The sequence below is a fragment of the Streptomyces sp. M2CJ-2 genome, from assembly GCF_016757295.1.
Classification (GTDB): domain Bacteria; phylum Actinomycetota; class Actinomycetes; order Streptomycetales; family Streptomycetaceae; genus Streptomyces.
The window spans coordinates 1-24,660 of record NZ_JAESIF010000053.1 but is presented as its reverse complement, the minus strand read 5'-3'; the positions used below and the strand labels follow the sequence as shown (position 1 = coordinate 24,660).

23 protein-coding genes and 1 pseudogene are annotated in these 24,660 nt (G+C 72.3%); 14 read left to right on the top strand and 10 right to left on the bottom strand.

The genetic code is table 11. The features are described 5' to 3' along the window. Positions 1-68 precede the first annotated feature (68 nt). Both JL475_RS29040 and JL475_RS29035 read right to left on the bottom strand, forming a co-directional pair. Positions 69-1,316: a helix-turn-helix domain-containing protein gene (locus JL475_RS29040; protein WP_202280938.1), complete on the bottom strand. Its 1,248-nt coding sequence runs from the start codon at positions 1,314-1,316 to the stop codon at positions 69-71. Then, positions 1,313-1,471 carry a hypothetical protein gene (locus tag JL475_RS29035; RefSeq protein ID WP_202280937.1) on the bottom strand — a complete coding sequence of 53 codons (159 nt, stop codon included), beginning with the start codon at positions 1,469-1,471 and terminating at the stop codon, positions 1,313-1,315. The genes JL475_RS29040 and JL475_RS29035 overlap by 4 nt, the downstream gene beginning before the upstream one ends. A gap of 253 nt (positions 1,472-1,724) precedes the next feature. On the opposite strand from JL475_RS29035, the gene JL475_RS29030 reads away from it, so the two are divergent. The 13 genes from JL475_RS29030 to JL475_RS28970 all read left to right on the top strand — a co-directional run bounded on the left by JL475_RS29030 (position 1,725) and on the right by JL475_RS28970 (position 18,411). After that, on the top strand, positions 1,725-2,696 hold the full coding sequence (locus JL475_RS29030) for a DUF3068 domain-containing protein (protein ID WP_202280936.1): 972 nt from the start codon (positions 1,725-1,727) through the stop codon (positions 2,694-2,696). A gap of 383 nt (positions 2,697-3,079) precedes the next feature. Further along, on the top strand, positions 3,080-4,270 hold the full coding sequence (locus tag JL475_RS29025; protein ID WP_202280935.1) for a glycosyltransferase family 4 protein: 1,191 nt from the start codon (positions 3,080-3,082) through the stop codon (positions 4,268-4,270). A 71-nt stretch (positions 4,271-4,341) separates the two neighbouring features. Then, complete coding sequence (locus tag JL475_RS29020; RefSeq protein ID WP_202280934.1) at positions 4,342-5,094, top strand: bifunctional 2-polyprenyl-6-hydroxyphenol methylase/3-demethylubiquinol 3-O-methyltransferase UbiG; 753 nt, start codon at positions 4,342-4,344, stop codon at positions 5,092-5,094. Then, complete coding sequence (locus tag JL475_RS29015; RefSeq protein ID WP_202280933.1) at positions 5,091-9,518, top strand: alpha-(1->3)-arabinofuranosyltransferase family protein; 4,428 nt, start codon at positions 5,091-5,093, stop codon at positions 9,516-9,518. Before JL475_RS29020 ends, JL475_RS29015 begins: the two co-directional genes overlap by 4 nt. After that, complete coding sequence (locus JL475_RS29010; RefSeq protein WP_202280932.1) at positions 9,515-10,831, top strand: condensation protein; 1,317 nt, start codon at positions 9,515-9,517, stop codon at positions 10,829-10,831. The genes JL475_RS29015 and JL475_RS29010 overlap by 4 nt, the downstream gene beginning before the upstream one ends. Continuing rightward, the gene (locus JL475_RS29005; protein WP_202280931.1) at positions 10,828-11,565 is read left to right on the top strand and encodes a bifunctional 2-polyprenyl-6-hydroxyphenol methylase/3-demethylubiquinol 3-O-methyltransferase UbiG; all 738 of its coding nucleotides are present in this window, start codon (positions 10,828-10,830) and stop codon (positions 11,563-11,565) included. The genes JL475_RS29010 and JL475_RS29005 overlap by 4 nt, the downstream gene beginning before the upstream one ends. A 14-nt stretch (positions 11,566-11,579) precedes the next feature. Next, on the top strand, positions 11,580-12,506 hold the full coding sequence (locus JL475_RS29000) for a hypothetical protein (protein ID WP_202280930.1): 927 nt from the start codon (positions 11,580-11,582) through the stop codon (positions 12,504-12,506). Continuing rightward, positions 12,503-12,820, top strand: coding sequence for a Trm112 family protein (locus tag JL475_RS28995; protein ID WP_202280929.1), 318 nt, complete (start codon positions 12,503-12,505; stop codon positions 12,818-12,820). Before JL475_RS29000 ends, JL475_RS28995 begins: the two co-directional genes overlap by 4 nt. 95 nt (positions 12,821-12,915) lie before the next feature. After that, positions 12,916-13,695: an FkbM family methyltransferase gene (locus JL475_RS28990; RefSeq protein WP_202280955.1), complete on the top strand. Its 780-nt coding sequence runs from the start codon at positions 12,916-12,918 to the stop codon at positions 13,693-13,695. Between the two features lie 117 nt (positions 13,696-13,812). Continuing rightward, positions 13,813-15,273: an acyl-CoA synthetase gene (locus tag JL475_RS28985; protein ID WP_202280928.1), complete on the top strand. Its 1,461-nt coding sequence runs from the start codon at positions 13,813-13,815 to the stop codon at positions 15,271-15,273. A 158-nt stretch (positions 15,274-15,431) separates the two neighbouring features. After that, on the top strand, positions 15,432-16,469 hold the full coding sequence (locus JL475_RS28980) for a rod shape-determining protein (protein ID WP_202280927.1): 1,038 nt from the start codon (positions 15,432-15,434) through the stop codon (positions 16,467-16,469). Positions 16,470-16,841: 372 nt separating this feature from the next. Then, a complete protein-coding gene (locus tag JL475_RS28975; protein WP_202280926.1) occupies positions 16,842-17,504 on the top strand; it encodes an ANTAR domain-containing protein in 663 nt (220 codons plus the stop codon). Between the two features lie 409 nt (positions 17,505-17,913). Further along, positions 17,914-18,411 (top strand): CarD family transcriptional regulator, encoded by a 498-nt coding sequence (locus tag JL475_RS28970; protein ID WP_202280925.1) that lies wholly within the window; start codon positions 17,914-17,916, stop codon positions 18,409-18,411. Positions 18,412-18,556: 145 nt separating this feature from the next. Here the strand turns inward: JL475_RS28970 and JL475_RS40415 are convergent. The 8 genes and pseudogenes from JL475_RS40415 to JL475_RS40400 all read right to left on the bottom strand — a co-directional run. Beyond that, positions 18,557-18,806, bottom strand: a pseudogene (locus tag JL475_RS40415) (GNAT family N-acetyltransferase); the annotation flags it as partial. Positions 18,807-19,411: 605 nt separating this feature from the next. Next, positions 19,412-20,161 carry an ATP-binding cassette domain-containing protein gene (locus tag JL475_RS28965; protein WP_202280924.1) on the bottom strand — a complete coding sequence of 250 codons (750 nt, stop codon included), beginning with the start codon at positions 20,159-20,161 and terminating at the stop codon, positions 19,412-19,414. Further along, positions 20,158-20,745: a hypothetical protein gene (locus JL475_RS28960; RefSeq protein WP_202280923.1), complete on the bottom strand. Its 588-nt coding sequence runs from the start codon at positions 20,743-20,745 to the stop codon at positions 20,158-20,160. The genes JL475_RS28965 and JL475_RS28960 overlap by 4 nt, the downstream gene beginning before the upstream one ends. 2 nt (positions 20,746-20,747) lie before the next feature. Beyond that, entirely contained in the window at positions 20,748-22,043 is a 1,296-nt protein-coding gene (locus JL475_RS28955) for a magnesium transporter (RefSeq protein ID WP_202280922.1), read from the bottom strand. A gap of 47 nt (positions 22,044-22,090) precedes the next feature. Beyond that, entirely contained in the window at positions 22,091-22,504 is a 414-nt protein-coding gene (locus JL475_RS28950; protein WP_237408582.1) for a hypothetical protein, read from the bottom strand. Between the two features lie 311 nt (positions 22,505-22,815). Beyond that, entirely contained in the window at positions 22,816-23,487 is a 672-nt protein-coding gene (locus JL475_RS28945; protein WP_202280920.1) for an RHS domain-containing protein, read from the bottom strand. A gap of 167 nt (positions 23,488-23,654) precedes the next feature. Further along, positions 23,655-24,056, bottom strand: a complete 402-nt coding sequence (locus JL475_RS40410) for a hypothetical protein (RefSeq protein WP_307825190.1) — start codon at positions 24,054-24,056, stop codon at positions 23,655-23,657. Between the two features lie 102 nt (positions 24,057-24,158). Continuing rightward, positions 24,159-24,224: a hypothetical protein gene (locus JL475_RS40400; protein ID WP_237408587.1), complete on the bottom strand. Its 66-nt coding sequence runs from the start codon at positions 24,222-24,224 to the stop codon at positions 24,159-24,161. 162 nt (positions 24,225-24,386) lie between these two features. On the opposite strand from JL475_RS40400, the gene JL475_RS28930 reads away from it, so the two are divergent. Continuing rightward, positions 24,387-24,653, top strand: coding sequence for a hypothetical protein (locus JL475_RS28930; protein WP_202280919.1), 267 nt, complete (start codon positions 24,387-24,389; stop codon positions 24,651-24,653). The last annotated feature ends 7 nt before the right edge of the window (positions 24,654-24,660 follow it).

Here is a 24,660-nt window from a genome sequence, read left to right as displayed (position 1 = left end):
CATCCGGACCACCCCGGGCAATGGCCGGCGGTGCCCGGCGGGATCATGGCCCCACCGGGCACCGCCGGTCACCCCCGGGGGCGGGGTTCGCCCAGTTCGCCGCGGAGCCGCTGGGCGCGGAGGACCAGTTCCAGTTCGAAGCGGTGGTCCGGGTCGTCGATCTCGTCGCCCCACAGTTCGCGGATCTGCCGCAGCCGGTAGCGGACGGTCTGCGGGTGCACGCCGAGCCGTGCCGCCACCTCGGGCGCGCCGCCCCGGGTCTCCAGCCACGCCAGCAGCGTCTCCGCGAGCCGCCGCCCGTTCGTGGGGGTGCAGTGGGCCAGGGGGGCGAGGCACTTGAGCGCGAGGTCGTCGATGAGTTCCTCGGGCTGGAGCAGCACCAGTGCCTGGGTGTGCCGGGTGCAGTGCAGCACCTCGTCGGCGGGCAGCAGCCCGCGCTCCATCAGGAGCAGGGCGGCCTCGGCCCAGCGCAGCGACTTCGCCGCGTCGGCCGGCGGCACCGGCGGTCCGATCGCGCCGGACCAGCCGGTGAGCGCGCGGTGCAGCAGTTCGGGGCGGCCGGCGGCGTCCGGTTCGGGGACGATCATGCGAGGCTGCTCGTACTCCATGTCGAGCAGCACCTCCGACCCCACGGCGGGCGCCACCGCCTCCCGGGCGGGGCGCCTGAGGACGCCCACCGCGACCTTCCCGGGCAGCGGCCAGCCGACGCGGGCGGCCCGCTCGGCGAGCGCTTCGGCCGGATCGCCCCGGTGGTGCTCGGTGAGCAGGAGTTCCATCAGCCGGCGCTGCAGCCGCAGCCGTTCACCCGCCTGCCGGGCGGCGGCCTCGGCGTAGCCGCGGACGGACTGGTCGACCAGTCCGTCCAGATACGCGTAGCCCGCGTCGGCGAGTTCGTACATGGCGGGCGGCGGGATGTCGATGCGCTGGCCGATCTCGGCGAGCCGCCGCCAGGCCATGCGGACACCGAGCCGGTAGATCGCCTGGAGCGAGTCCAGCGACCGTCCGTGCAGGCCCTCACCGCGCCCGAAGTCGTGAAACAGGCCGGGCGGTGCCGTGGGGCGGCCCGCCGAGTAGTCGGCGTGCTCCAGGTGCTGCACGAACACCTCGATGGCGCGGCGGATGCCGATGAGAGCCATCGGTTCGCCGGAGTCGTCGAGCACGACGGGGAGTTCGGGGTACTCGCGCTGGATCTCGCTCATGATCTCTTCGGCGAGTGCCGGTGCCTCGGCCATGGCGATCCCGGCGAACCGGTGCACCTGGGAGCGCGGGACGTCGCGCCAGGCGGAGCGGGCCGGGACGGTGGTGGTCGCCGTCACCCGCCAGCTCCCTGACCGGCGTGCTCGTAGGTGATCAACGGCGTGTTCGGCTGGTCGGGGGTGACATCGAGCAGCGCGACCACGCCGAGCGCCGCGCCCACGGCGAGGGCCGAGGCGAGCGCCACCGTCAGCGCGGCGGCGAGCAGTCTGGACATCTCAGGGTCAGCCTCTCTGGTCGGAGGATTTCCCCACCCCCCGAAAGCGCGTTCCGCCACCCTTGTCCGTCGTTCCCCAGTGTCGAGTGCGCATTGACACTCCGTCAAGGGGCGTTTACGGTTCCCGGCCCAGAGGGAGTTCGGTCCCGGCCCGCAGGGGGTGCCGGATGGCTCCGCCCCTCTCGCACGCGCGTTTTCCTCTACGGATCCGGCCTGTCAGCGCCGATCCGTCCCAAGCCTCTGGAGTGCCCGGATGCGCCGTACAGCCTCCCCCCTTTCCCTGGTCGTGCTCGGTCTCGGAACGTTCCTGCTGGTGCTGGCCCCCCTGTTGGCCTGGTACGTGCAGCCACGTGCCGCGGTGAACCCGGTCGACATCGACACCACCGCCGTCTACACCGGCCGGGGCAGCGTGTTCGACCTCGACCGGGTCGAGACCGTGCCGGGTCAGGCGATCACCGTCACCCAGCGGGTGCGCGGGAACGTCGAGGCGAGCGTGGACAGCGGGAACGCCGTGTGGGACGTGATCACCACGGTGGACACCGACGCCTCGCTGCCGGCCGCCGATCCGCACGACGCGCTGGACTTCTCCCCGCACCGCTGGGTGCTGGACCGCAGGACCACGAAGCCGGTCCACTGCTGCGAGGAGAAGCCCCGCATCGAGGGCGAGGCGTACCTCAAGTTCCCCTTCGACGTGCAGAAGCGCTCCTACCAGTGGTGGGACAACACCCTCGGCGACACGGTCGTGATGCGCTACCGGGGCACCGAGAAGGTCCAGGGGTACACGGGTTACCGGTTCACCGCCTCGGTACCGGCGACGAAGACCGGTACCCGGCTGGTGCCGGGCACCCTCGTGGACGAGCCGGACCGCCCGCAGGTGCTGGCCGAGGAGTGGTACTCCAACCACGGTCTCGAGCTGGTCGTGGACCAGGCCACCGGCCGGGTGATCTACGCGCAGACCGGCCCGCGGCGCACGCTGCGGGCACCGGGCGGGGACGAGGACGCGGCGGTCCTGCTGGACGCGGAGAAGCTCGCGTTCACGACCGCGACGCAGCAGGAGGCCGTGCGGCAGGCGAAGCGCGACAGCGGACAGCTGCGCATGGTGGGAGAGACCCTTCCGGTCGGCGCGGCCGTGGCGGGATTCGTGCTCGCGGTGACCGGAGGGATTCTGGTGGCACGTGGCAGGAAGGAAGAAGAGCGTCCCGGTTTGCCCGGTACTGCTCGGTAGACACTCACGAACCGGAGTGACTTCCGAGTCGACAAGGTCAGAAATTGTCATCCCGGTGAGTAGCCCTGGGGGACGTCTGGGCGAAAACTGTCCATCCCCACCCCGTGCACAAGCCATGCACAGTCCACGTCCGGGGAGAGCACGCGCGCTCTCCCGAAGCATTCGAGTTCCGGCCGACGCCACCCCGCCCGTCCGAATTCCTCCCCGTTCCGCGCCACCACGTTCCGCACCCCCTGCGCCTCGTGACACTCCCCGTACCTCCTGACTCCCCGTACCTCCGACACCGCGCGCGCTCGGCAGCACTGCCCGCGCCGCGCGTCCCGGTCCGACCCGCACGTGCCCCGCGTACCCCACGCATGACCCCAAGACGAGTTGGAGCACCGATGCCCCAGCACGTACCGTCCTCTCCCCCGCTCCCGGCTTCCCTCAAGCGGGGGGAGCCCCACCGCACCGCGCTCCCCGGCGTTCCGCAGGTGCTTCCGGCGGTGCCCCCCGGCCCCCGCAGGATCGTCTTCCTCGCCCACCGCGACCTGGACAACCCCTCCGCCGGTGGCTCCGAGCTGCTGGTCGACCGGCTCGCCGACGGCCTGAGCCGCATGGGCCATCAGGTCACCCTGCTGTGCGGGGGCCCGGCGACCCCCGTCCGCGACTACCGCGTGGTGTCGGCGGGCGGCGCCTACAGTCACTTCCTGCGGGCCCGTTCCGCCTTCGCCCGCCAGGTCGGCGACTGCGACCTGCTGGTCGAGGTCTGCAACGGCATGCCGTACCTGGCACCGATGTGGCATCGCGGGCCGACGCTGTGCCTGGTCAACCATGTGCACACCGACCTGTGGCACATGCGTTTCGGCGGTCCGCTGGCTCCGGCCGCGCGGATCGGGCGCAGGCTCGAGCACTGGGCGTTGACCGGTGCCCGGCGGCACGGGCTGCTGGTCGCCGTCTCCCCGTCGACCGCGGACGCGCTGCACGGGATCGGTGTGCCCCGCGAGCGGATCAGGGTCGTGCACAACGGTGTGGAGGAGCCCGGTCCGCGCACCGGGCGCTCCCCGGAGCCGCTCTTCGTGGCGGTGGGCCGGCTCGTCGAGTACAAGCGGATCGATCTGCTGCTCCGGCTGTGGGAACGGGTGCGGCCGGTCACCGGCGGCCGGCTGGTGATCGTCGGCGACGGCCCCGAGCGGGAACGCCTCGAACGCCTCGCCGGCCTTGGGGTCGAGTTCACCGGACACGTCTCCGAGGCGGAGAAACACCGTCTGCTGTGCGCGGCCTGGCTGTTGCTGCACCCCTCCGCGGTGGAGGGCTGGGGGCTGGTCGTCACGGAGGCGGCCACCCGCGGGACCCCGACCGTCGCCTTCGACGTGCCGGGGCTCAGGGATTCCGTGGTGGACGGCGAGACCGGCGTGCTGGCCCGCGGCGAGTCCTCGTTCGCGGCGGCCTGGTGCACGCTCGCCCTGGCCGGTGCCCGCCGGGAACTGATGGGCAAGGCGGCCGGGAACCACGCCGCCCGTTTCCGCTGGGGCCGCACGGTGCGGCGGTTCGGCGCGGTGGCGGCGGAGGCGGTGCGAAGTCATCGGCCATGAGCGGCAGACATATGACTGACAGGGGCATGACCGATACGGGACCGGGCGGCAGAGGAATGAGCGGCGAAGACATGAGCGGCAGGGTCGGGGGCGGCGTGCCGAAGGACCCCTCCCCGCGCCGTTCCCTCGCCCTGTTCCGTGCCTTCATGCGGGAGCAGGAGGACCCCGACGCCTGCTACTCGCTGCTCGCCCGGGACGCCGCCGACCAGGTCGAGGCGTACGGCGGGCCCGTCGCGGGCCGCGTCGTGGTCGACGTCGGCGGTGGCAGCGGGCACTTCACCGAGGAGTTCCGCCGCCGCGGCGCGGACGCCTTCCTGTTCGAGCCGGACGCGCGGGAGCTGGCCGAGAAGCCGCCCGAGGGGACCGTCCTCGCGGACGGCTATCTGCTGCCGCTGTGCGACGGAGCCGCGGACGTGACGTTCTCCTCCAACGTCCTGGAGCACGTGGCCGATCCGCAGACCTTCCTCAGCGAGCTGGTCCGGGTGACCAGGCCGGGCGGGCTCATCTACGTGTCGTTCACCAACTGGCTGTCGCCGTGGGGCGGGCACGAATGGGCCCCGTGGCACTACCTCGGCGCCGAGCGGGCCCGCGCCCGCTACCGGCGCCGCACCGGCAGGCCCGCCAAGCACACGCTCGGCGAGAACCTCTTCCCGGTGCACATCGGCACCACCCTGCGGCAGGTACGTGGCCGCGCCGACGTACGCATCGTCTCGGCGCGCTCCCGTTACTGGCCGTTCCTCACCGAGGCCGTGGTCAAGGTGCCCGGTCTGCGTGAGTTCGCTACGTGGAACCTCCTCCTCATCCTCCGGCGGTGTCCCGAATGACGACCACGGTCCAGGCTCCCCCTCCGGCAGCCGTCCCCCGTACCGCGACCGCCGCGGGCCCGCCCCGGGGCCCGCGATCGCGGCGCTGGCTGCTGGGCTTCTGGGCGGTGGTGTTCGCCCTCCTCCTGGCGGTGCAGCCGGGGCGGCAGACCTTCGACACCAAGCTGGGTGTCACCGTCGACCCGGGCCGGTTCCTGGCCGACCTGGGCCAGCTCTGGCAGGACCAGGGATCGTTCGGCGGGGTCCACAACCAGTACGTCGGCTACCTGTGGCCGATGCTGCCGTTCTACTGGCTGGCCGACCTCGTGCAGCTCCCGGTGTGGCTGGCGGAGCGACTGTGGCTGTCGCTGATCGTGTCGGTCGCGTTCTGGGGCGCGCTGCGCCTGGCGGAACGGCTGCGCGTGGGCAACGGGGCGTCCCGGCTGCTCGCGGCGACGGCGTACGCGCTGTGGCCGCTGTTCACGACGGTGATCGGCTCGACGTCGGCCGCCGCCCTGCCGGGCGCGCTGCTGCCGTGGGTGCTGCTGCCGCTGACCGACGAGCGGTACGTGCCCCGGGTCGCGGCGTTGCGTTCGGCGCTGCTGGTCCCGTTCATGGGCGGGGTCAACGCGGCCTCGACGCTGGCGTCGCTGCTGCCCGTGGGCCTGTACCTGCTGTCCCGGCCGCCGGGACCGCGCCGGTGGAGACTGATCGGCTGGTGGGCGCCCGCGGTCGCAGTGGCGACCGCCTGGTGGTGGATCCCGCTGCTGCTGCTCGGTGTGTACGGCGAGAACTTCCTGCCCTACATCGAGACCGCGCGGACCACGACCGACACCATGTCGGCGACGGAGGCGCTGCGCGGGGCCGGGAACTGGGTGGGGTATCTGCACTTCGGTGAGGCGTGGCTGCCCGCGGGCTGGACGGTCGCCTCCTCGGTGCTCGTGATCGTCTGCTCGGCGCTGGCGGCCGGCCTGGGCCTGGCGGGGCTGGCCCGGCGGGACCTGCCGGAGCGGCGCTGGCTGGTGCTGACGGTGCTGGTGACGGTGCTGGTGCTGCTCGCCGGGTACGGCGGCGCGTTCGGCGCCCCGTTCCACTCGGTGGTGCAGGACTGGCTGGACGGCTGGCTGTCGCCGTTCCGCAACATCTACAAGTTCCAGACGGGCCTGGCGCTCGCCCTGGTGCTGGGGCTGGCCCACCTGGTGGGCGTGGCCGCCGAGGCGCGCGGGGCCCGCCGGGTCCGCGGCCGGCGCCTCGCGCCGCTGGTCGCCGCGGTGCTGGTCCTGCCGGGGCTGATGTGGCCGTACCTCAACGGGTCGATCCTCAACCCCGGTTCGTTCCAGGAGATCCCCAAGTACTGGCAGGCCACGGCCGACTGGCTGGAGAAGCACTCCCCCGACTCCCGGGCCCTCGTGGTGCCGGCGACCGCGCACGGCATCCACACCTGGGGCTCGACCATCGACCAGCCGCTGGACGTGGTCGCGAACTCCCGCTGGGCGCAACGCGACTACGTGCCGTTCGGCACTCCGGGCAACCGGCGGGCCCTGGACGCGGTCGAGCAGGCCCTGCTGACCGGCGCCGAAGTCCCCGGACTCGCGGACTACTTGAGCCGGGCGGGCCTGTACTACGTCGTCGTCCGCAACGACCTCGACCCCGACCAGGTCGGGCAGGTGCCGACCACGACGGTCAAGCGCACCCTGGAGCAGTCCGGGTACGAGCGGGTCACCGGACTCGGTCCGGTCTCGACCGGCGGAGTGATCGCGAACGGCACCCCGCTCCAGGTCGAGGGGCTGTACCCGCGGCAGCGGGCGGTGGAGATCTACCGCCCGACCGGGGCGGACGTCCGGCGTCCGGGGCAGGCCTCGCTGGCCCCGATCGCTGACACCGCCGTGGTCTCCGGCGGCCCGGAGGCGCTGCTGCCGCTGGCCGGCGAGCTGCGCGGCCGGCCGGCCGTGCTGACCGGCGACGGCCACCCGGGGCTCGGCACCCCGCCCGTGCAGGTGACCGGCGACGGGATGCGGTACGCGGACACCCGGTTCGGCCTGGTCAACTCCAACACGTCGTACACGTACACCCGGGGCGAGCGCAACGCGCCCGACGCCGTGCAGGACGCGGGTGAGCGGCCGCACCAGATCCTCCCCACGGCGGGCCTGGAACACCAGACGGTGGCCGAACTGCGCGGCGCCCGTTCGGTGTCGGCGTCCTCGTACGGCAACTGGCTGTTCCATCTGCCGCAGTACGACCCGGTGAACGCCTTCGACGGCAACCCGGACACGGCCTGGGCGGAGGGCTCGGCCGGCTCGCCGGACGGGCAGTGGCTGCGGATCGCCTTCGAGGACGGCTACGAGATGCCGGACTCCCTCGGCATCACCCCGCTGCCGCAGGACGGTGTGCGAGCGGCGGCGACCAGGGTGCGGGTGGAGACGGAGCAGGGCTCCGAGACCAGTTTCCTCCAGGCGAACGGAACCAAGCAGGACGTCAAGGCGCCTGCGGGTGAGACGCGTTGGATGAAGCTGACGATCGTCGATTCGGTCTCGCGGCACACCGGCCTGGGCGGCGCGGGCTTCTCCGAGATCGACCTGCCGGACGTGCGGGTGACCAGACTGCTGCGGCTGCCCACGGACTCGGAGAAGTCGACCGCCGCCGCCCAGGTCGTCTCGCTGCACCGCTCGGCCGACCCGACCGGGCTGTCCCCCACGGGCACCGAGAACGGGCTGCACCGCCTGTTCACCACGGGCACGGCGGGCACGTACGAGGTCGCGGCGAGCGCGGTGGCCGTGCCGGGTGAAGCGCTGGACCGCCTGCTGTACGAGGTGGCGCCCGAGCAGCGGGCCCGGATCACCGCCACCGCCGACTCCACCGCCCGCCTCGGTGCGGGCCTGACCGCGCGCAACCTCACCGACGGCGACCTGACCACCGCCTGGATCGCGGGCGACCGGCCGGTCGTCCGTCTGAGCTGGGAGGGCGAGCAGCCCGTCGACGAGGTCGTGCTGGCCGCTGCGGGGGGTCTGTCCACCAGGCCGACCGAGGTGCACATCAGCTCCCCGGACGGCGCGGCGATCGCGGGGGTCGACGACAACGGCATGGTCCGCTTCCCGGCGATCACCACGGACCGGCTCGACATCACGATCACCCGCACCGCACCGCTCACCCTGCACAACCCCGTCGTCGGCGAGGACCTGGACCTGCCGGTGGGCCTGACGGAGGTCTACGTTCCGGCGCTCGACGAGTACCGCACCCCGCAGCCGTCCGCCGACCGGGAGTTCACCCTGGCGTGCGGCGAGGGACCGGTGCTGGCCGTCGACGGTCAGCTGCACGAGACCGGCGTCAAGGGGACGGTGGGGGATCTGGTGGAGCGGCGTCCGGTCAAGGTGACGCTCTGCCAGGAGGGCGATACAGAAACGAAGTTGGAGCTGTCCGCCGGTCGGCACCGGGTCGAGGCCGGTGACGCGGGCCCGCTGACCGTCACCGCCCTGACCCTGAGCCGCGGCACCGTGCCGGACGCCTCGACGGCCGGGCGCGAGCTGACGGTCGAGGACTGGCTGGGCGACCGGCGCGAGCTGTCGGTCGGTTCGGGCGCCGCCTCGTACCTCACGACGTACGAGAACCACAACAAGGGCTGGACGGCCACCCTGAACGGCGAGGAACTGACGCCGGTGCGGCTGGACGGCTGGCAGCAGGGGTGGCTGATCCCGGCGGGCGAGAGCGGCACGGTGAAGCTGTCCTACGGTCCCGCCACGACGTACGACGCCGCGCTGATCGGCGGCGGCGTCGGGATCGCGGTGCTGATCGGGCTGGTGCTGTGGCGCCGCAGGGCCGAGAACGCCGAGAACGCCGAGACCACCGAGAACGCTGCAAACGCCGACGCGCCGCAGCCCGCACCGCCGGCGCCCGGACCGTGGCTGGGCGCGGTGGCGCTGACGCTGGTCGGCGTGGTGATCGCGGGCTGGTGGGCGCTGCTGGTCCCGGCGCTGGCGCTGCTCGCGTGGCGCAGGGCCGCCCTGCTGGTGCCGGTGGCGGCGGCCGCCCTCGCGGGAGCGGGGATCGTGGCGGCCTTCGGGGCCGGGGAGCCGGCGGGCGCGGGCGCGGGCGCCTACGGGCACCTGGCCCAACTGCTGGCGCTGACCGGCCTGTTCGCGGCACTGGTGAGCCTCGGCGGACCGGACTCCGGACGCACGGTCCGGGAGGACGGCTGGGGAGCCGGCCGGACGGACGGGACCGGGACGGCCTTTTACGGGCCCGGCGCCGCCGACGGTCCGGGACACGACACGGCGCGGTACGACACGGCCGTGCGGCCCCCGGAGCCCCCCCGCGTTCCGGTGCACTCGCCGCCGCCCGGCCTGGAGAAGTCCACGCAGCAGCTTCCCCGCGTGCGGGGAACGGACGGCGCGGGCGGCTCGGACGGCTCGGCGGGCGGCGGGCCGGCGGAAAGGGGCAAGACCGGATGACCGCTCCCTCGCGTATCCCGTTCCCCGTGGTGGACGAGGTGTCCCGGCACTGCGTCCAGGACGAGGAACCGGAGACGGTGCTCATCGAGGTGCGCCTCCCCGGGGAACCGGATCCCGGCCGCCTGCGCAAGGCGTTCCTGGAAGCGCTGCGCCGGCACCCGCGCATCCTCATGCGCGAGGCCCCCGGCCCCTGGTACCGGCGCCGCTACGAATGGGAGCTGACCGAGGAGCCGGACGTGGAGGTGGTGAGCTTCCCGCCGCCGGGTCCCGGTTCCCTGCAAGACGCCCGGAGCCGGGCCATGGCAGTGGCTCCTTCGCTCACGGCGTCCCCGCCGATCCGCCTCGAGGTGGTGAACGCCCCGGGCGACACCGAGCCCGGGGCGGACGATCGCGCGGGCGCCGCGACGGGCACCGCCCTGCTCCTCACCCTCCACCACACGGCGCTCGACGGCCCGGCCTGCCTGCGCATCCTGGCCACCGCCGCCGAGATCTACGGCGGCCGGGACAACTCGCCCGCCGCCCCGCCCGTACGGCCGTCCGGGACACCGCGGGCGGACGCGCCGGACACACCCTCCCCGTGGGCCCCGCCCGCCCGGGTGTCCCGCGGCACCCCGGACCCGCAGCCGGGTTCCCGCCGCGGCAACGGACTGCTCCACGCCGAGCTTCCGTTGCCGCGTCGGCCCCAGGGCTCCCCCTACACCGTCAACGACCAGCTCATGGTCGCCACCGCCCTGACCCTCGCCCACTGGAACCGCGAACACGGCGCCCCGGTCCGCCCGTTGCGCATCACCATGCCGGTGGACGACCGCCCCCGGGGCGCCACGATGCCCATCGGCAACGGCACCCGGCTGGTCGAGGTCCCCTTCTCCCCCGAAGAGCTGGACACCTCCGACCTGCCCGCCCTGCTGCACCGCACGGCTCTGCGCACCCGCGCCCTGAAAGCGCTCCCCCGCCCGCAACTGGGCCATGGGGCAGCTTTGTTGACCATGCCCTGGGCGCCGGTCGCCGTCCGTGCCGCCCTCACCCGGGCCGTCCGCAGGGCCGCCGCGCCCTGGACGTCGACGACACTGCTCAGCAACATCGGCCGCATCCCGTACCCGCTGGACTTCGGGGAGGAGGCCGGGTGCGCGCACGCGGTGTGGTTCTCGGCCCCCGCCCGGATGCCCCGCGGCCTCACCTTCACCACCGCCTCCACCGCGGGCCGGCTGCACCTGGCCGTGCGCTGGTCCCGCGCGCTGCTCGGGCCCGGCGACGGTGCCCACCTGCGCGACCTGTTCGCGCACCATCTGCACTCCACGGAGGCGACCCCGTGACGACCACCGCGTCCCCGCCCCGCGACCTGCGCGACTTCTACGAGAACCCCGCCGTCCCGGTGGCCTCGGGCCCCTCCCGCAGCCGCCGCCAGGCCCGGATGCTCGCCGGGGCGCTCGGCCCGGCCGGCGCCGGTGGCCCTGCGACGATCCTCGACATCGGCTGCGGCGACGGCTCCGCCGCGGCCACCGCCGCGCCCCTCCTGCACGGCCACCGGCTCGTCGGCGTCGACTGGTCCCAGGACGCCCTGGCCCGGGCCCGCACCCGGCTGCCGTACGCGGTGCGCGGCGAACTCACCGACGGCGGGCTGCCGTTCGCCTCCGGATCGGCAGACGCGGTGCTGTTCAGCGAGGTGCTCGAGCATCTCGTCGACCCGGACGCGGCCCTGGAGGAGATCCACCGGGTGCTGCGTCCCGGGGGCCATCTGATGCTGTCCACCCCCAATCTGGCCGCCTGGTACAACAGGGCGCTGCTGCTGGCCGGGGTGCAGCCGGTCTTCTCCGAGGTCAGCCTGCGCGGTGTCCACGGCCGGCCGGGCTCGGAGGTGGTGGGGCACCTGCGGCTCTACACCGCCCGCGCGCTGCGGGAGTTCGTCGCCGCCTCCGGTTTCACCGTCGTACGCCTCGAAGGCGCTCCGTTCCACGGGGTGCCGCGTCCGCTGCGGCTGCTGGACCGGCTGGCCTGTGCCCGGCCACCGCTCGCGTCGATCCTGCTGCTGCACGCCCGTCGGTCGTAAGGGGGCCGGGAACGATGTGGTGGGGAGTGGCCGCCGCCCTGGTGTCGAACGTCCTGTACAGCGGCGGGTTCGTCCTGGAGAAGCGGGCGCTCGCCGGCCTGCCCGAAGTAACGGTTCACCGGCCGGCGCGGCTGCTGCGGCTGGTGCTCGGCAGCCCGCTGTGGATCGTCGGCGCGCTGTCCCTCGCCGCCGGTTTCGGCGCCCAGCTCGTCGTGTACCGGACCCTGCCGATCGCCGCCGCCCAGGGCCTGTTCGTCTCCGGCCTGGTGCTCCTGGTGATGCTGTCGGCGCGGCTGCTCGGCGAGCGGACCACCGTGCGGGAGCGGTACGCGTTGGGCGCCGTCCTGCTCGCGCTGCTGATGGTGGTGCTGTCGCTGAGGGAGGGCGGCGCGGGCGCCGACACCGTCGGCCGGGACGCGTCGTACCCGCTGATCCTGCTGGTGTGCGTGCCGTCGCTGGCGGCCGGGGTGTGGCTCTACCGGTCCGCCGAGCGCCGCGCCCGGCACCCGCACCGGATGCCGCCCACCGGCGTCGAGTACGGGGTGGCCGTCGGCCTGCTCTACGGGGTCAGCTCGCTCGCGATCAAGGGGGTGTCGAGCCACCTGACGACCAGCGGCATCGGCGAGGCGCTGCTCGGTCTGCTGCGCTCCCCCTACCCGTATCTGCTGCTGTTCACCGGCGCGTTCGGCCTGGTGCTGTCGCAGGCGGCGCTCCAGCGCTGCCGGGCCTCGCTGATCGTTCCGGTGTGCACGACCGTGACGTGCCTGTACACGGCGGTGCTCGGCACGCTGTCGTTCGGCGAGGAACTGCCCGACGACCCGCTGCGGCTGGCCCTGCGGGTGGCGGGCACGGTGCTCGCGGTCGCCGTACTGCTGGTCATGCCGAAGCACGACACCGCCCCCGGATCTCCCACCCCCACCGAGGAGTTGACACCACCGTGAAGCCCGACGACCCGCTGCTGAGGATCCTGGCCTGCCCGCTCGACAAGGGCCCGCTGCACCTGCTCACCGCCGCCGCCACGGCCGGGGACGGGGCCGGGGACGGCGGCCTCGAGGAGGCGCTCTACAACCCGCGCCTGCGCCGCCGCTATCCGGTCCTCGACGGCATCCCGCAGTTGCTCCCGTCCTCCGGCGAGCAGGTCTCGGACGAGGAACACGAGAGACTGCTGGCCCGTGTGTCCGAAGGACACATGTCGGACCGCCACACGTCCGCGGACCACGCCGGGCATCCCGGCACCCCGGGAGCGACCCCGTGACACCCACGAACGGCCGGAACGACCGTCCGCGAACCACGCGCACCACGCGCACCACGCTCGCGGCGCGTGTGGCGCCGTTCCTGCCCACCCCGGTGGTGGCCGCCGCGGCCCGCGCCGTCTACCCCCGCTTCGAGCCCGAACTGGCCCGGCTCGCCGAGCTGTGCCCACCGGACTGCGACACCGCCGTGGACGTCGGCGGCTGGTACGGCCCCTGGACGCACCGGCTGGCCCGGCGCGCCCGCCGCGTGGTGACCGTCGAACCGGTCCCTCACCTGGCCCGGCTGCTCACCGCCTGCTCCCCGCCGAACGTCCGCGTGGTCCGTGCCGCCGCCTCGGACCGCTCCGGCGTCGCCCGGCTGTGGCTCCCGCCGGACGACGGGGGCGACCGGGGCGTGTCCTCCCTGGTCCGCCGGGAGATCCACGGCCACGCCCTGGACGTCACCTGCGTCACGCTGGACGGACTGGGCCTGAAGGACGTCGGCTTCATCAAGATCGACGTGGACGGCAACGAGTCGGCGGTGCTGCGCGGCGCCACCGGCGTCCTGGCCCGCGACCGCCCGGCCCTGTTCGTGGAGCTGGAGTCCCGCATCCAGCCGATCGCGCCCGTGGTGACGTATCTGTCCCTGCTGGGCTACGACGGCTGGGTGCTGCCCGCCGACTCCTGGGTCCCGCTGGACCGCTTCCCGCTGGAGGCCCATCAGGCCAGGGCCTCCCACGTCGCCTCGCACGGCCTGCTCCGCCGGGTCCTGCCCTACGGCCCGCTGCGGGGTCCGCGCTACGTGAACTCGGTGCTGTTCCTCCCGGACGGCCGCCGCCCCGGAGCGCCCCCGGTGAACGACGACGACTCCCGCATCTTCCGCGAAACGTCCCCCTGAGGTCTGTCCGACCGTCGGTCCGGTCGATGATGTACGGAGAAATCGTGGTCGCGGTGGTACCGGGGAACGAGAACCGGGACGACGGCCGCACAGCCGAACGGTTAAGGAGCACGACGCGTGTCCTCTCTCTTCCCGGCCCTGACCGACGCCCCGGCCGCCGACCGGCCCGCCCTCCGGTTCGGCGAGCGCTCACTGACCTACGGGGAACTCGCCGCCGCGGCCGGCGCGGTGGCCGGCGGCGTACGGGGGGCGCGACGGGTCGCCGTCTGGGCGACGCCGACCCTGGAGACGGCGGTCGCGGTCACCGCGGCGCTGCTCGCCGGGGTGACCGTGGTGCCCCTGAACCCCCGGTCGGGTGGGAAGGAGCTCGGCCACATCCTGTCCGACAGCGCCCCGGACCTGGTCCTCGCCGCCCCCGGCGAGAACCTCCCCTCCCCGCTGGACGGCCTGGCCCGCCTGGACGTCGACCCGGCCGACCGGGTCCCGGGCGATCGTCCCCTTCCCGAGGACCGGGGGCGGGACGAGGACCCGGCCCTGGTCGTCTACACCTCCGGCACCACCGGCCCGCCCAAGGGCGCCGTCATCCCCCGCCGCGCGATCGCCTCGACCCTGGACGCGCTCGCCGACGCCTGGCAGTGGACCGGCGACGACGTCCTGGTGCACGGGCTGCCGCTGTTCCACGTGCACGGGCTGGTCCTGGGCGTCCTGGGCCCGCTGCGCCGCGGCGGCTCGGTGCGCCACCTCGGCAGGTTCAGCACCGAGGGGGTGGCCCGCGAACTGAGCGGCGGCGCGACCATGCTGTTCGGGGTGCCGACGATGTACCACCGCGTCGCGGAGGCGCTGCCCGCCGAGCCGGAGCTGGTCAAGGCCCTGGCCGGGGCGCGGCTGCTGGTGTCGGGGTCGGCGGCGCTGCCCGTGCACGACCACGAGCGGATCGCGGCGGCGACCGGGCGCCGGGTCGTCGAGCGGTACGGCATGACGGAGACGCTCATGAACACCAGCGTCCGCGCGGACGGCGAGGCCCGCCCCGGCACGGTGGGCGTGCCGCTGCCGGGTGTGGAGCTGCGTCTGGTGGAGGAGGACGGGACGCCGGTGACGGCGTACGACGGGGAGACCGTGGGCGAGATCCAGGTGCGCGGCCCGAACCTGTTCACCGAGTACCTGAACCGGCCGGACGCCACCGCGGACGCCTTCACCGCCGACGGCTGGTTCCGCACCGGTGACATGGCGGTGCGCGACGCCGACGGCTATGTCCGGATCGTCGGCCGCAAGGCCACCGACCTGATCAAGAGCGGGGGGTACAAGATCGGCGCCGGGGAGATCGAGAACGCGCTGCTGGAACACCCCGGGGTCCGGGAGGCGGCGGTGACCGGGGAACCGGACGCCGACCTGGGCGAGCGGATCGTGGCCTGGATCGTCCCCGCCGACCACCGGACCCCGCCCGCCCTCGAGGAGTTGGCCGACCATGTCGCCCGCCGTCTGGCCCCGCACAAACGCCCCCGGGTGCTGCACCGTCTCGCCGCGCTCCCCCGCAACGACATGGGGAAGATCATGAAGCGGGCGCTGCACGACGGCTGACCGGCAGCCCCGCCGCACTCGACATCCCCCGTTCGGCGGCCCCCCGACCGGCCCTCCATGACGAGCCATAACGAGCGGACGCCCCCGAATCCGCGCAGGATGGTCATGAGGTCCGCCGCCCGGCGGCCCGCAGGCCCGCGCACTCGGGAGGATCTGCCGTGACAGCCAGTCTGGAGCAGTTGCGCCGCTGCCACTTCGCCGTCGACCTGGGAGCGGCCCGTACCCGGGTCTACGTCAAGGGTGCCGGTCTCGTCGTCGACCAGCCGTCCGCCGCCGCCGTGAACACCCGCAGCGGCGCGCTGATCGCGGTCGGGGAACTCGCGGAGCGGATGACGGGACGGACGCCGGGTTACATCCGCGTCGTACGGCCCGTCTCCGGCGGCACCGTCGTCGACATCGAGATGGCGCAGCGGATGCTGCGGCATCTGCTCGGCGACAGGATCCGCCGCACGCTGCGCCGCAAGCCGGGCCTGCGCGCCGCCGCCTGCACCCCGCACGACGCCGATCCGCTCGCCCAGCGCGCCGCGATCGAGACCCTGGTGGGGCTGGGCGCGCGCCGGGTGGAGCTGGTCGACACGCTCATCGCCGCCGCCGTCGGCTGCGGGCTGCCGGTGGAACGTCCCGAGGCGACCATGATCCTGGTGTGCGGGGCGGCGACCACGCAGGTGGCCGTGCTCTCCCTCGGGTCGATCGTGACGGCCGAGCGCATGCCGGTCGGCGGTGACGCCGTGGACAACGCCATCGTCCAGCACCTGCGCCACCAGCACGAACTGATGCTGCCGAGCCAGTCCGTACGGCCGTTGCAGCTGGCCCTGTCCGGCAACGGGCTCACCCCGCACGGCCCGGAGTCGACGGAGATCCACGGCCGGGACGTCGCCACCGGTCTGGCCCGCTCGGTCAAGGTCGACACGGCCGCCGTGCGGCACGCCATCGAGACCCCGCTGACCGCGGTGCTGGACGGGATCGGCAAGGTGCTGCGGGGCTGCCCGCCCGACCTGGTCGCCGACCTGGTCGACCGCGGGATCATGATGGTCGGCGGAAGCGCCCTGCTGCCGGGCCTGGACCAGATGCTGCGGCAGGCGACGGGCATGCCCGTGCACATCGCCGAGCGGCCGGACATCTGCGCCGTCCAGGGCCTGGGCGCCATGCTCGAGGGCAAGATCGCCCCCCTGGTCCTGGACCCACTGGCCACCTGAACCGGGCCCGCGGCTGCGGCAGCCGGTTCGGACAGCGAACGTCGCCGGGGCCGCCCGGAGGACCGGAATCCCACCCGTTGCACAGCCTGCGGCCGCCTGCCCACAGCCGACCGCACGGGGGCCCGCGCCCGCCGGCCCGGCTCCGGGGTCGAAGCGCGGTCACGCGCGCCGTCGCCCCGGTGCTCGGCCGCGCCCGGTCGCCGCCCCCGTGCCGCCGGAATCACGCCGGTTCGAAAAGCGGGGGGGTGTAGGACGTCGCACAGCGGGCAGGCGCATCCGCGAGCGCAGCCCGGACCCCGCACTGCCCGCCGCCCGGTCCACGGCGACCGAACCCGACGCCCGGCCACGTACGGGTACCGACGAGGCGGTGACATGACCTCCGCGGCACCATCCCCTTCCTCCGGACGGCACGACGTCCTGGTCATCGGCGGGCGCATGGACGCCGACCGGGCCCTGCTCACCCCGCGCGGTGAACTCGTCCGGGGATGCGCGGACACCCTCGCCGAGAAGCTGGCCCGGCTGCCCGCCCGCACGGCCCGGGTCGACCTGGACATGAGCGGGGTGCGCTTCATGGACACGGCGGGCCTGCGGTTCCTGGACGTGCTGCGCGACCACGGCCGCCGGCGGTCGGTGCCGGTCACGGCCACCCGCTGGAGCGGCCAGCCGCGCCGCCTCCTGGAACTCGCCGGCCTGGACACCACCGACCCGCTGCGGCCCCCGCGCCGCGGCGCCCCCGCACCCTCCACCCCGGCCCCGCACGGAACGGACCGGGCGCACCTGGAGGAGGTCGAGCAGCTCCGGCAGGCCATCGCCGCCCGGCCGGTGATCGACCGGGCCCGCGGCATCCTCATGGCCTCCCACGGTTGCAGCTCGGAAGCCGCCTGGCGCGTCCTGCGCGAGGCGTCCCGGCTGTCCGGTGCCGGGCTCCGCACGGTCGCCGCGGCCGTCACCGCCGATGCCGGCCGCACGGGCCCCCGCCCTCCGGAGGAGGTCCGGAAGGCCCTGGCCACGGCCCTCGCCCACCACCTGCCCTGAGCCGGGACCTCGGTCGCGGTGACGGATCAGGAGGGCGCGCCCACCGGCACGTCCGGTCGCGGCCCGCCGTCCTCGTCGAGGTCCGGCGGGATCGTCGACGGCGCGCTCGCGTGGAGGTCCTTCGTACGCGGCGTCAGGTTGCCCGATCTCCTCCTTCGGCCTGGTGCGCTCACGAGGATGCGACCAGGATCACATCCGGAGCCACGCGCGGTGTGGTGGGAAAATGGAAGAGCTGGTTCGCAGAGGCTTTGCGCGCTCATCCGCATGACCGCGCCGGTCTCTGCGCTCCCACACGTGCCCGCCACCGGCCGTCCGCGGCCGGGACGGAGCAGTGGGACGGCCGTACGCCCCGCGTCACGCTCGGGCACGGCCGAGCGCGGCGCCGCACGCACAGCGAGGGTTGAACGGCATGCAGTTCTCCGAGGGCCAGACACTCATCCACCCCCACCACGGCCCGGCCACCGTCACCGAGGTTCTCGACCGCTCGGTCAACGGCAGGAGCAGGCGTTACGTCCAGTTCCAGATCCACCGGACCGACCTGCACATCGCCGTTCCGGTCGAGAAGGCCGACGAGGTGGGGCTGCGATCGGTCTACGCCGCGACACAGGTGCAAGAGCTGCTCGACGTCCTGAGGGCTCCCACGGGTGAGGAGGAGGAGATCTGGTCGCGGCGGTTCAAGGCCAACGGCGAGAAGCTCCGGGTCGGCGACCCCCTGCTCACCGCCGACGTCGTTCGCGACCTCACGCGGCGTCAGGAGGAGCGCGGGCTCTCCTCGGCGGAGAAGGACATGCTCAAGCAGGCCCGCCGGCCGGTCCTCGCGGAACTCGCGCTGGCGCTCTCCCTGTCCGACGGGGAGGCCGAGGAACTGCTCGACTCGACCATCCTCGGTGAGCAGCGGACCCCATGAGGCCGAACCCGGCCATCCCCTGCCCGGCCCCCTCCCGAGTTCCCACCCGGTGGCCCCGGTCCATCACACCCGACACCCAGCGCCAGTGAGCCCCGCGACGGTCGGCCGTCGGGCCGTCCCATCGACGAGCACAGCGGCTGCGCCGTCAGGCACAGTCCTTCTGGTTGACGAACCCCAGGGACGTCAGGTTCTCCGTCGCACACAGTCGGTCAGACGCGCCCCCCACTTCCGTCTGGAGGAGCTGGTACTCCGCGCCGTGCTCATGCCCCCACCGCATCGCCGCGCGCCGCAGGGCCCGCCCGTAGCCGCGCCCGCCCGACGTCGTCGGTCATCGTCTCCATAGGGCCGATCGCACCGGCCACCCGGCCGTCACGCAGCACGGTGAGGACGGGCCCCACCGTCTGAGGTTCCCCCGAGATGCGGTCGAGTGGCCGGAGGGGGTCGCACCCTCCGGCCCTCACAGAACCGTGCGTAACAATCTCTCGTTACACGGCTCTTGTCGCTCTGGTCACCAGACCGCGGGGGCCTACGTGACCCAGCGCCAGTGGACGAAGAACCCCGGCCGCAGCCGGACTGCCCTCGTCCACGAGTCGCGGGCCTTCTTGTGCCCCTGCAACCGCTTGTACTTCTTCCGCATCCACCGCACCAGGTAGGCGTTGATGCGTCCCAGGAGGCCGAGCCTCTGCGGCCGCGCTCACCCGCTGTATAGGCGCAACAGGACGGACACCCGGTCGGCCAGTTCGTCGGTGAACCAGATGCCGGCCCCGCCGTGGAGTTCGGCCACGTCCAGGTGGTGGACCATGGCCTCGTTACCCCTCCTGGTCCCACTGCAGGCCCATGCCGGTGAACACCGCCAGGGAAAACCGCTTCCACGTCGACGGGGCGGGCGTGGTGCGTGGCATGAGTATGGGGGCTTCCCCGTGGGTGTGCACAGGCCTGCGTGGCACACAGAAGTCCCGCCCGGAGGCTCCCGCGTACACGGAACAAGGGCGCTGCGAAGTCACTGCGAACCGTCCAGTCGCATGAGGACGGAGTACGCCGACTCGGCCCGGCGCGCCGGTACGGCGTCAGGGCGTGCGTGGCCCAGGAAGCTCTTGGTCCCGCCGTGGTGGAGAACCCGGCCGCCATCCATGAGGGTGACGGTGTCGGCTTCGTCGGCCAAGTCGGCGATGTCATGCGTCGACATGAGCACCGGGGTCTTCGCCGCGACCTCCCGCAGCACGTCACGGAAGACCGTGCGCTGGTGAGGGTCGAGCCCGGCCGTCGGCTCGTCCAGCAAGATGACGCGCGCGTCGTGGGCAAGGGCACAGGCGATGCCGACACGGCGGAGTTGTCCCCCGGAGAGCCTGGCCGTCTTTCGGCCGGCGTGCTCGGCGAGGCCGACCTGGTCGAGGGCGGCTCCGGCTCGCTCCCAGGACCGGGAGCGGCTCTCACCCTTCAACCAGGCGACGTATGCCACGTACTCGCGGGCGGTTAGCTGCCGCGAGGTGGGCACCCGCTGAGGCAGCCAGGCCACGTGGCGGCGATATTCACGGCTGGCGGAGGTGAGGTCCGTGCCGCTGAACAGGACCCTGCCTGCCTTCGGCTCGAGCGTGCCTGCGAGCAGAGCCATCGTGGTGGACTTGCCCGCCCCGTTGGGGCCGAGCAGGATCGTCAGGCCTTCCCCCGGGACCTCGTAGGTGAAGCGGGACAGGACAGGACGAATCCAGCGGTGGTAGCTGAAGGTCACACGGTCGAGCAGCACAGTCATCGGTCGGTCCTTGGTGCGAAACAGATGAGGGAGAGAACTCCGGCCAGAAAGACAGCGGCGGCGCCTGCGACGGCATGTGCGACATGGGCTTCCTCCGTGACGATCACCCAGGGGTAGGGGTCGTTGAGACTCCGGCCACCGAGGAACAAGGAGTGAATCATCCAGAAGACAGGGAGCAGGGTCGCCCGGTGTCCGAGCAGTGGCCAGGCGCCCAGGGCGAGTCCGCAGAAGAGCAGGTTGTTGCGCGCCGCTGTCCACATCGCTTCCCGGTCGAGCGGAGACATCGCCATGGCCACTGCGGACACGAGCAGGGCGAAACCGACAACCAGCGTGATGTCCCTCGCGTCGAGCCTACGGACGGCAGACCGTTCCATGGCGGGCAGCCGCCGTTCAAGGCAGACGACCAAAGCGACGGAGGGGATGAGGCAGAGGAAATTGCTGAGCTCTGTCGGTACCGCGTACCCCCCCAGGAACACAGGGAAAACGAGGACCACATTCGAGGTGAGTCCGACGCTCAGGACGAAGGCCACCAGGGCACCGGGCAACAGCCCCAGGGCCCCCCGCTGGCGCAGCCACCAGATCATGTTCAGCTACCTGCCCCGCAGGCATGGCGAAGCCGCTCGGCGTACCAGGTCTTCTGCTCCTGCAATGGAAGCTTGTTCACTCTGTCCATCTCGGCAAGGAGCTGTCCGCGGCTCTGCCCTTGGCTGAACTGCTGGGTCTCACGGGACAGCCAAGCGAGGTACTCGCCCTCCACACCTATCGTCCGGGCGGCCCAGAGGGTGTTGTAGTGCAGAGCGTTCCAGTCCGGCTTCGCGCAGGGAATTCCGACGACGGCAATGGCGATGTTCTCCCGGAGTGCCTTGTCCGCGTTGCCGGGCACGAGGTCGAGTGCCCAGTGTCCCCCCCTGGTGTCGAGTTGCTGAACATCGGCCACGGTGAGGTCGGTGATGCGGACGGGCCTTTCGATGATGACGCCCTTGGCCTGCAATTGGCCGGTCATCTCGGCCAGTTCGGACTGAATCTCCCTGATGTGCTCGGAACCGGCTGACGGCAGGCAGACTTCAGGCGTGTCCCCCTCACAGGTAATGGGGGCGAGGCCCTTGGCAGCAGGAGCGATCGAATGCCAGTCCTTGGTAATGCCGTATGCGCAAAGCAGGCCACTGACTGCGATCACAAGGGATGTGGCGACGGAGGAGACGCGGATACGCCGGGGCGCTGCCAGGACGACACAGGCAACGGCCAGACAGACCGTCGGCAGAAGTGCAGCTGCTGTCATGGCCGGCGAGTACGCTTCACCGAACCCCAGCCAGGCGATGGACCCGGTGACATGGTGCGCCCAGTAACTGTCCGTCCCCAGCGGGAAGCTGATTCCGATGAACACCAGCACGGCTACGAGCGGCGCGGCGTACAGCGCATGGAATCGGCGCCCTATGACGAAGCCGATGACGGCGTGCGCGGTGAGCAGGACGACGACGATCGCCATCAGGTGCAGCACATACAGATCAGGAAGGACTCCGACCACCCACAGCCCACCAGCCGTGACGCCTGCGGTGAGGACCGATAGGGACAGCACGGCGATGAGGATGGGCTGGACGGCGATGCGCCAAGTGGAGCGCGCGGCCCCCAACTCCCAGGTGCCGAGGGCTCGCAGTCTCGTCGCCTCCACTGCGGCCAGGCCTGCGACAGCCGCAGCGGCCATCGGAACCGGGGCATGCACGGCATACGACGCGACCTGCGCGGCCCACGGCACGGCAATGAGCCGCTCGATATGCCGGGTACTCGTGAGGAAGACGAAGGCGAAGAAAAGGCCGATCACGGGGAAGGCCAGCACGGCTGGATGCGTGCGAAGAGCAGAGGAGAAGCGCATGAACCCTCGCATGGAGAACAAACCCGAGCCGCCGCACACCGTGCGGCGGCCCGGCAGGATCAGTCAGCCAGGGTCGTATCTACGCTGACCTTGTCAGCGGCACCCGTGCAAGCTCCGCACCCCGAACCGAGCTTGGTGATTTCGAGGTAGTAGCTGTCGTAAGGCAGATTGGACTGGGTGGCTGTGCTTGTGTAGCCAGAGCCCTTGAAGCAGTTGGTGAGCGTCGACGTGTCGTGCTTTACGTCGCTGCCCCAGTCTATCTGCTGCCACAGCGCCACATCGACGCTGTTCGTGGTTCCCGCCTGGTCACAGCCGGTGAAGTGGAACTCGTTGTACTCCTGATCGACCCACTGCTGGGAAGTGGTCCCCTGGACCAGGCTGAAAGGAGACTTGCTCCAGTTGGCCCAGGCTCCCGTAGCGGTGGCGATCGTGAGTACGGCGGCAGCCCCCGCGACTACACCGAAGTTACGCAAACGTCTTCCCGACAAAGGAATCCCCTCCCTGCCCTTCCGGCCGTCGAGGCCCCCTCGAACTGGAGACCGAAAAGCTGGGCGACTGTAGCACCGCCCCCGCTGTTCCATGCAGCCATGATCCTCGATTCGCCAGCTGGGGCCGGTCGTTGATCGGATCGATGGTTCGCCCGTAATGTCCTCTACCCTTCAAGGGTGGGCCGTCGCGCAGCGCTGCGGGGTGCGCCGGGGTTCCAGGTCTCCCGGGGTGGCGCGGTCCTCTCCTCTCCGGTTCTCGTTGGGGCGGGTGTCGGCGGTCAGGTGAGGCCGGGGGGTCAGTCGCCGCCAGGCGGTGGTGAACGCGTCGGCCCAGGAGTCGTAGTACTGACCGGGGAACCGCAGGGGGTGTAGGCGGCGGCGTCCTTGTTCCACGTGGTGGCGCCCCAGAGCGTGGCGCGGGTGCGCCACACCACTGTGCCCGCTTCGTCCACCAGTTCGGTCGGGGTGCCGATCTGATCCGTGGCTATCGCGAAGAACCGCTGGCCGATGACTTCTTGAGGCGCTGTGGCGAGGGACTTGGTCTCCGTCTGCGCAATCGGTGTCCGGCCGTCGTGGTCCCAGGTGAGCGTGACCAGCTCGGCGGAACCCGCGCTCCGGACGGTCTGCTCGCACAGCATGGTTCCGTCCCATGTGAAGTCAGTGCGTTCGACAACGGTCGTGCCTTCGGCGCCCATGCGCAGCTTCGCCGTGCGCCGGCCGAGGGTGTCGTAGGTGTACCGCCAGCGGGTGCCGTCCGGAGTGGTGACGCCGACCAGCTGATCCTCGGCCTTCCACTCGTAGCGCCAGGTGTCCGGCTTGTGGGACAGCCGGATCTTCTGGCGCAGCACGATGCGGCCGAGCGCGTCATGCTCGTAGCGGACGTGTCCGGCCCGGGTTGTACGAAAGCCGGCGTACGTACGCGGGCCTGTGGCGTCCTGGCCTGCGTGACGGGACGGCCAGGACGCCATCGTCTGGTTCCCCACGGTGTCGTAGGCGTAGGTCTCGCTCCAGTTCGCCGCGCAAACCGCGGTGACCCGCCCTGCTACATCGAGGTCGAAACGCCGGGGCCCGAAGTGAAGGTCGTCGACGCCCGTGAGGTGGCCGTCGGCGCGATGCGTGTAGGTCCGGCGCTGGATCAGGCTCTGGTCGGCGCCCCGGTGACGACCTGGCCGACGAGCCGCCCCGAGGGACCATAGGCGCTGGTCAGGGTGGCGAACTGGCCGAAGCGGCAGGCTACTTCACGGCCTGCCGCGTCGTACGAGAAATCGATGGTGTGCCACGACACGGTCATCCGGGCCGAACCGTCGTCCCGACCGTGTGCCCAGGCGGTCACTGCTTCGGCAGGTGTGGTCCGACTGCGGCGCCGCCCGGCCCGGTCGTGGGTGAACCGGAGGATGGCACCGTCCACGGCCTGGGACACCAGTCGCCCGGCGGTGTCATAGGTGAATTCCAGGACGTTGTCCGGGGTGACGGCGCCGGTCAGGCGGGATGCCAGGTCATAGTGGTATTCCGTGCGGTTGCCGTCGACGGTCTTCACGTTCAGACGGCCGGCCTCGTCGAAGGCGTACGTGATGGTCTCGCCTGCCGCGTTCGTACAGAAAGTAAGTTGACCCGCCGCGTCGTAGCCGTATCGAGTAGTTCAGCCGTCGAAGTCGGTCTCGGCGGTCAGACGTCCGGTCGCGTCGTAGGTGTAGGTCCACGTCAGGCCAAGGTCGTTGGTGACGTGCGTGAGGCGCTGTTCGGTGTCGTACCGGAACGTGTGCCCGGCCTCGTTCGGGGAGAAGCGGGCGGTCGGCGTCCAAGGCGAACGTGCTGGACAGGGTGACCTTTGCGGACTGGCTGATCAGAGCCGTGCTCTCCCGGATCGGTGAGCCCATCATGCGGCGCAACGGGCAGACGCCTCCCTGATGGGCCGAACTGGCGCTCACTGACGGCCCGGTACTGCGCCGCCTTCGGCACCGCCGCGCTGCTCGCCGTCGTCAGAATCCTCGCCCTGAGCGCGCTGCTGCGCCACACCGCGGCCGCCACGACGCTCACCGTGGTGCTGGTGCTGCCGCAGATCCCGTTAGGGCCTGTTCGGGGTCGTGATCTCGGTTCCGATGCCCGCATCCGGCGAGGGCGGCCGAGCTGGTAGAACACCC

Excerpts from the sequence above, each read along its gene's own strand:
- JL475_RS29035 (WP_202280937.1), bottom strand. The coding sequence starts at position 1,471 with ATGTCCAGACTGCTCGCCGCCGCGCTGACGGTGGCGCTCGCCTCGGCC.
- JL475_RS29030 (WP_202280936.1), top strand. The coding sequence starts at position 1,725 with ATGCGCCGTACAGCCTCCCCCCTTTCCCTGGTCGTGCTCGGTCTCGGA.
- JL475_RS29025 (WP_202280935.1), top strand. The coding sequence starts at position 3,080 with ATGCCCCAGCACGTACCGTCCTCTCCCCCGCTCCCGGCTTCCCTCAAG.
- JL475_RS29020 (WP_202280934.1), top strand. The coding sequence starts at position 4,342 with ATGAGCGGCAGGGTCGGGGGCGGCGTGCCGAAGGACCCCTCCCCGCGC.
- JL475_RS29015 (WP_202280933.1), top strand. The coding sequence starts at position 5,091 with ATGACGACCACGGTCCAGGCTCCCCCTCCGGCAGCCGTCCCCCGTACC.
- JL475_RS29010 (WP_202280932.1), top strand. The coding sequence starts at position 9,515 with ATGACCGCTCCCTCGCGTATCCCGTTCCCCGTGGTGGACGAGGTGTCC.
- JL475_RS29000 (WP_202280930.1), top strand. The coding sequence starts at position 11,580 with ATGTGGTGGGGAGTGGCCGCCGCCCTGGTGTCGAACGTCCTGTACAGC.
- JL475_RS28975 (WP_202280926.1), top strand. The coding sequence starts at position 16,842 with ATGACCTCCGCGGCACCATCCCCTTCCTCCGGACGGCACGACGTCCTG.
- JL475_RS28970 (WP_202280925.1), top strand. The coding sequence starts at position 17,914 with ATGCAGTTCTCCGAGGGCCAGACACTCATCCACCCCCACCACGGCCCG.
- JL475_RS28965 (WP_202280924.1), bottom strand. The coding sequence starts at position 20,161 with ATGACTGTGCTGCTCGACCGTGTGACCTTCAGCTACCACCGCTGGATT.
- JL475_RS28960 (WP_202280923.1), bottom strand. The coding sequence starts at position 20,745 with ATGATCTGGTGGCTGCGCCAGCGGGGGGCCCTGGGGCTGTTGCCCGGT.
- JL475_RS28955 (WP_202280922.1), bottom strand. The coding sequence starts at position 22,043 with ATGCGAGGGTTCATGCGCTTCTCCTCTGCTCTTCGCACGCATCCAGCC.
- JL475_RS28945 (WP_202280920.1), bottom strand. The coding sequence starts at position 23,487 with ATGGCGTCCTGGCCGTCCCGTCACGCAGGCCAGGACGCCACAGGCCCG.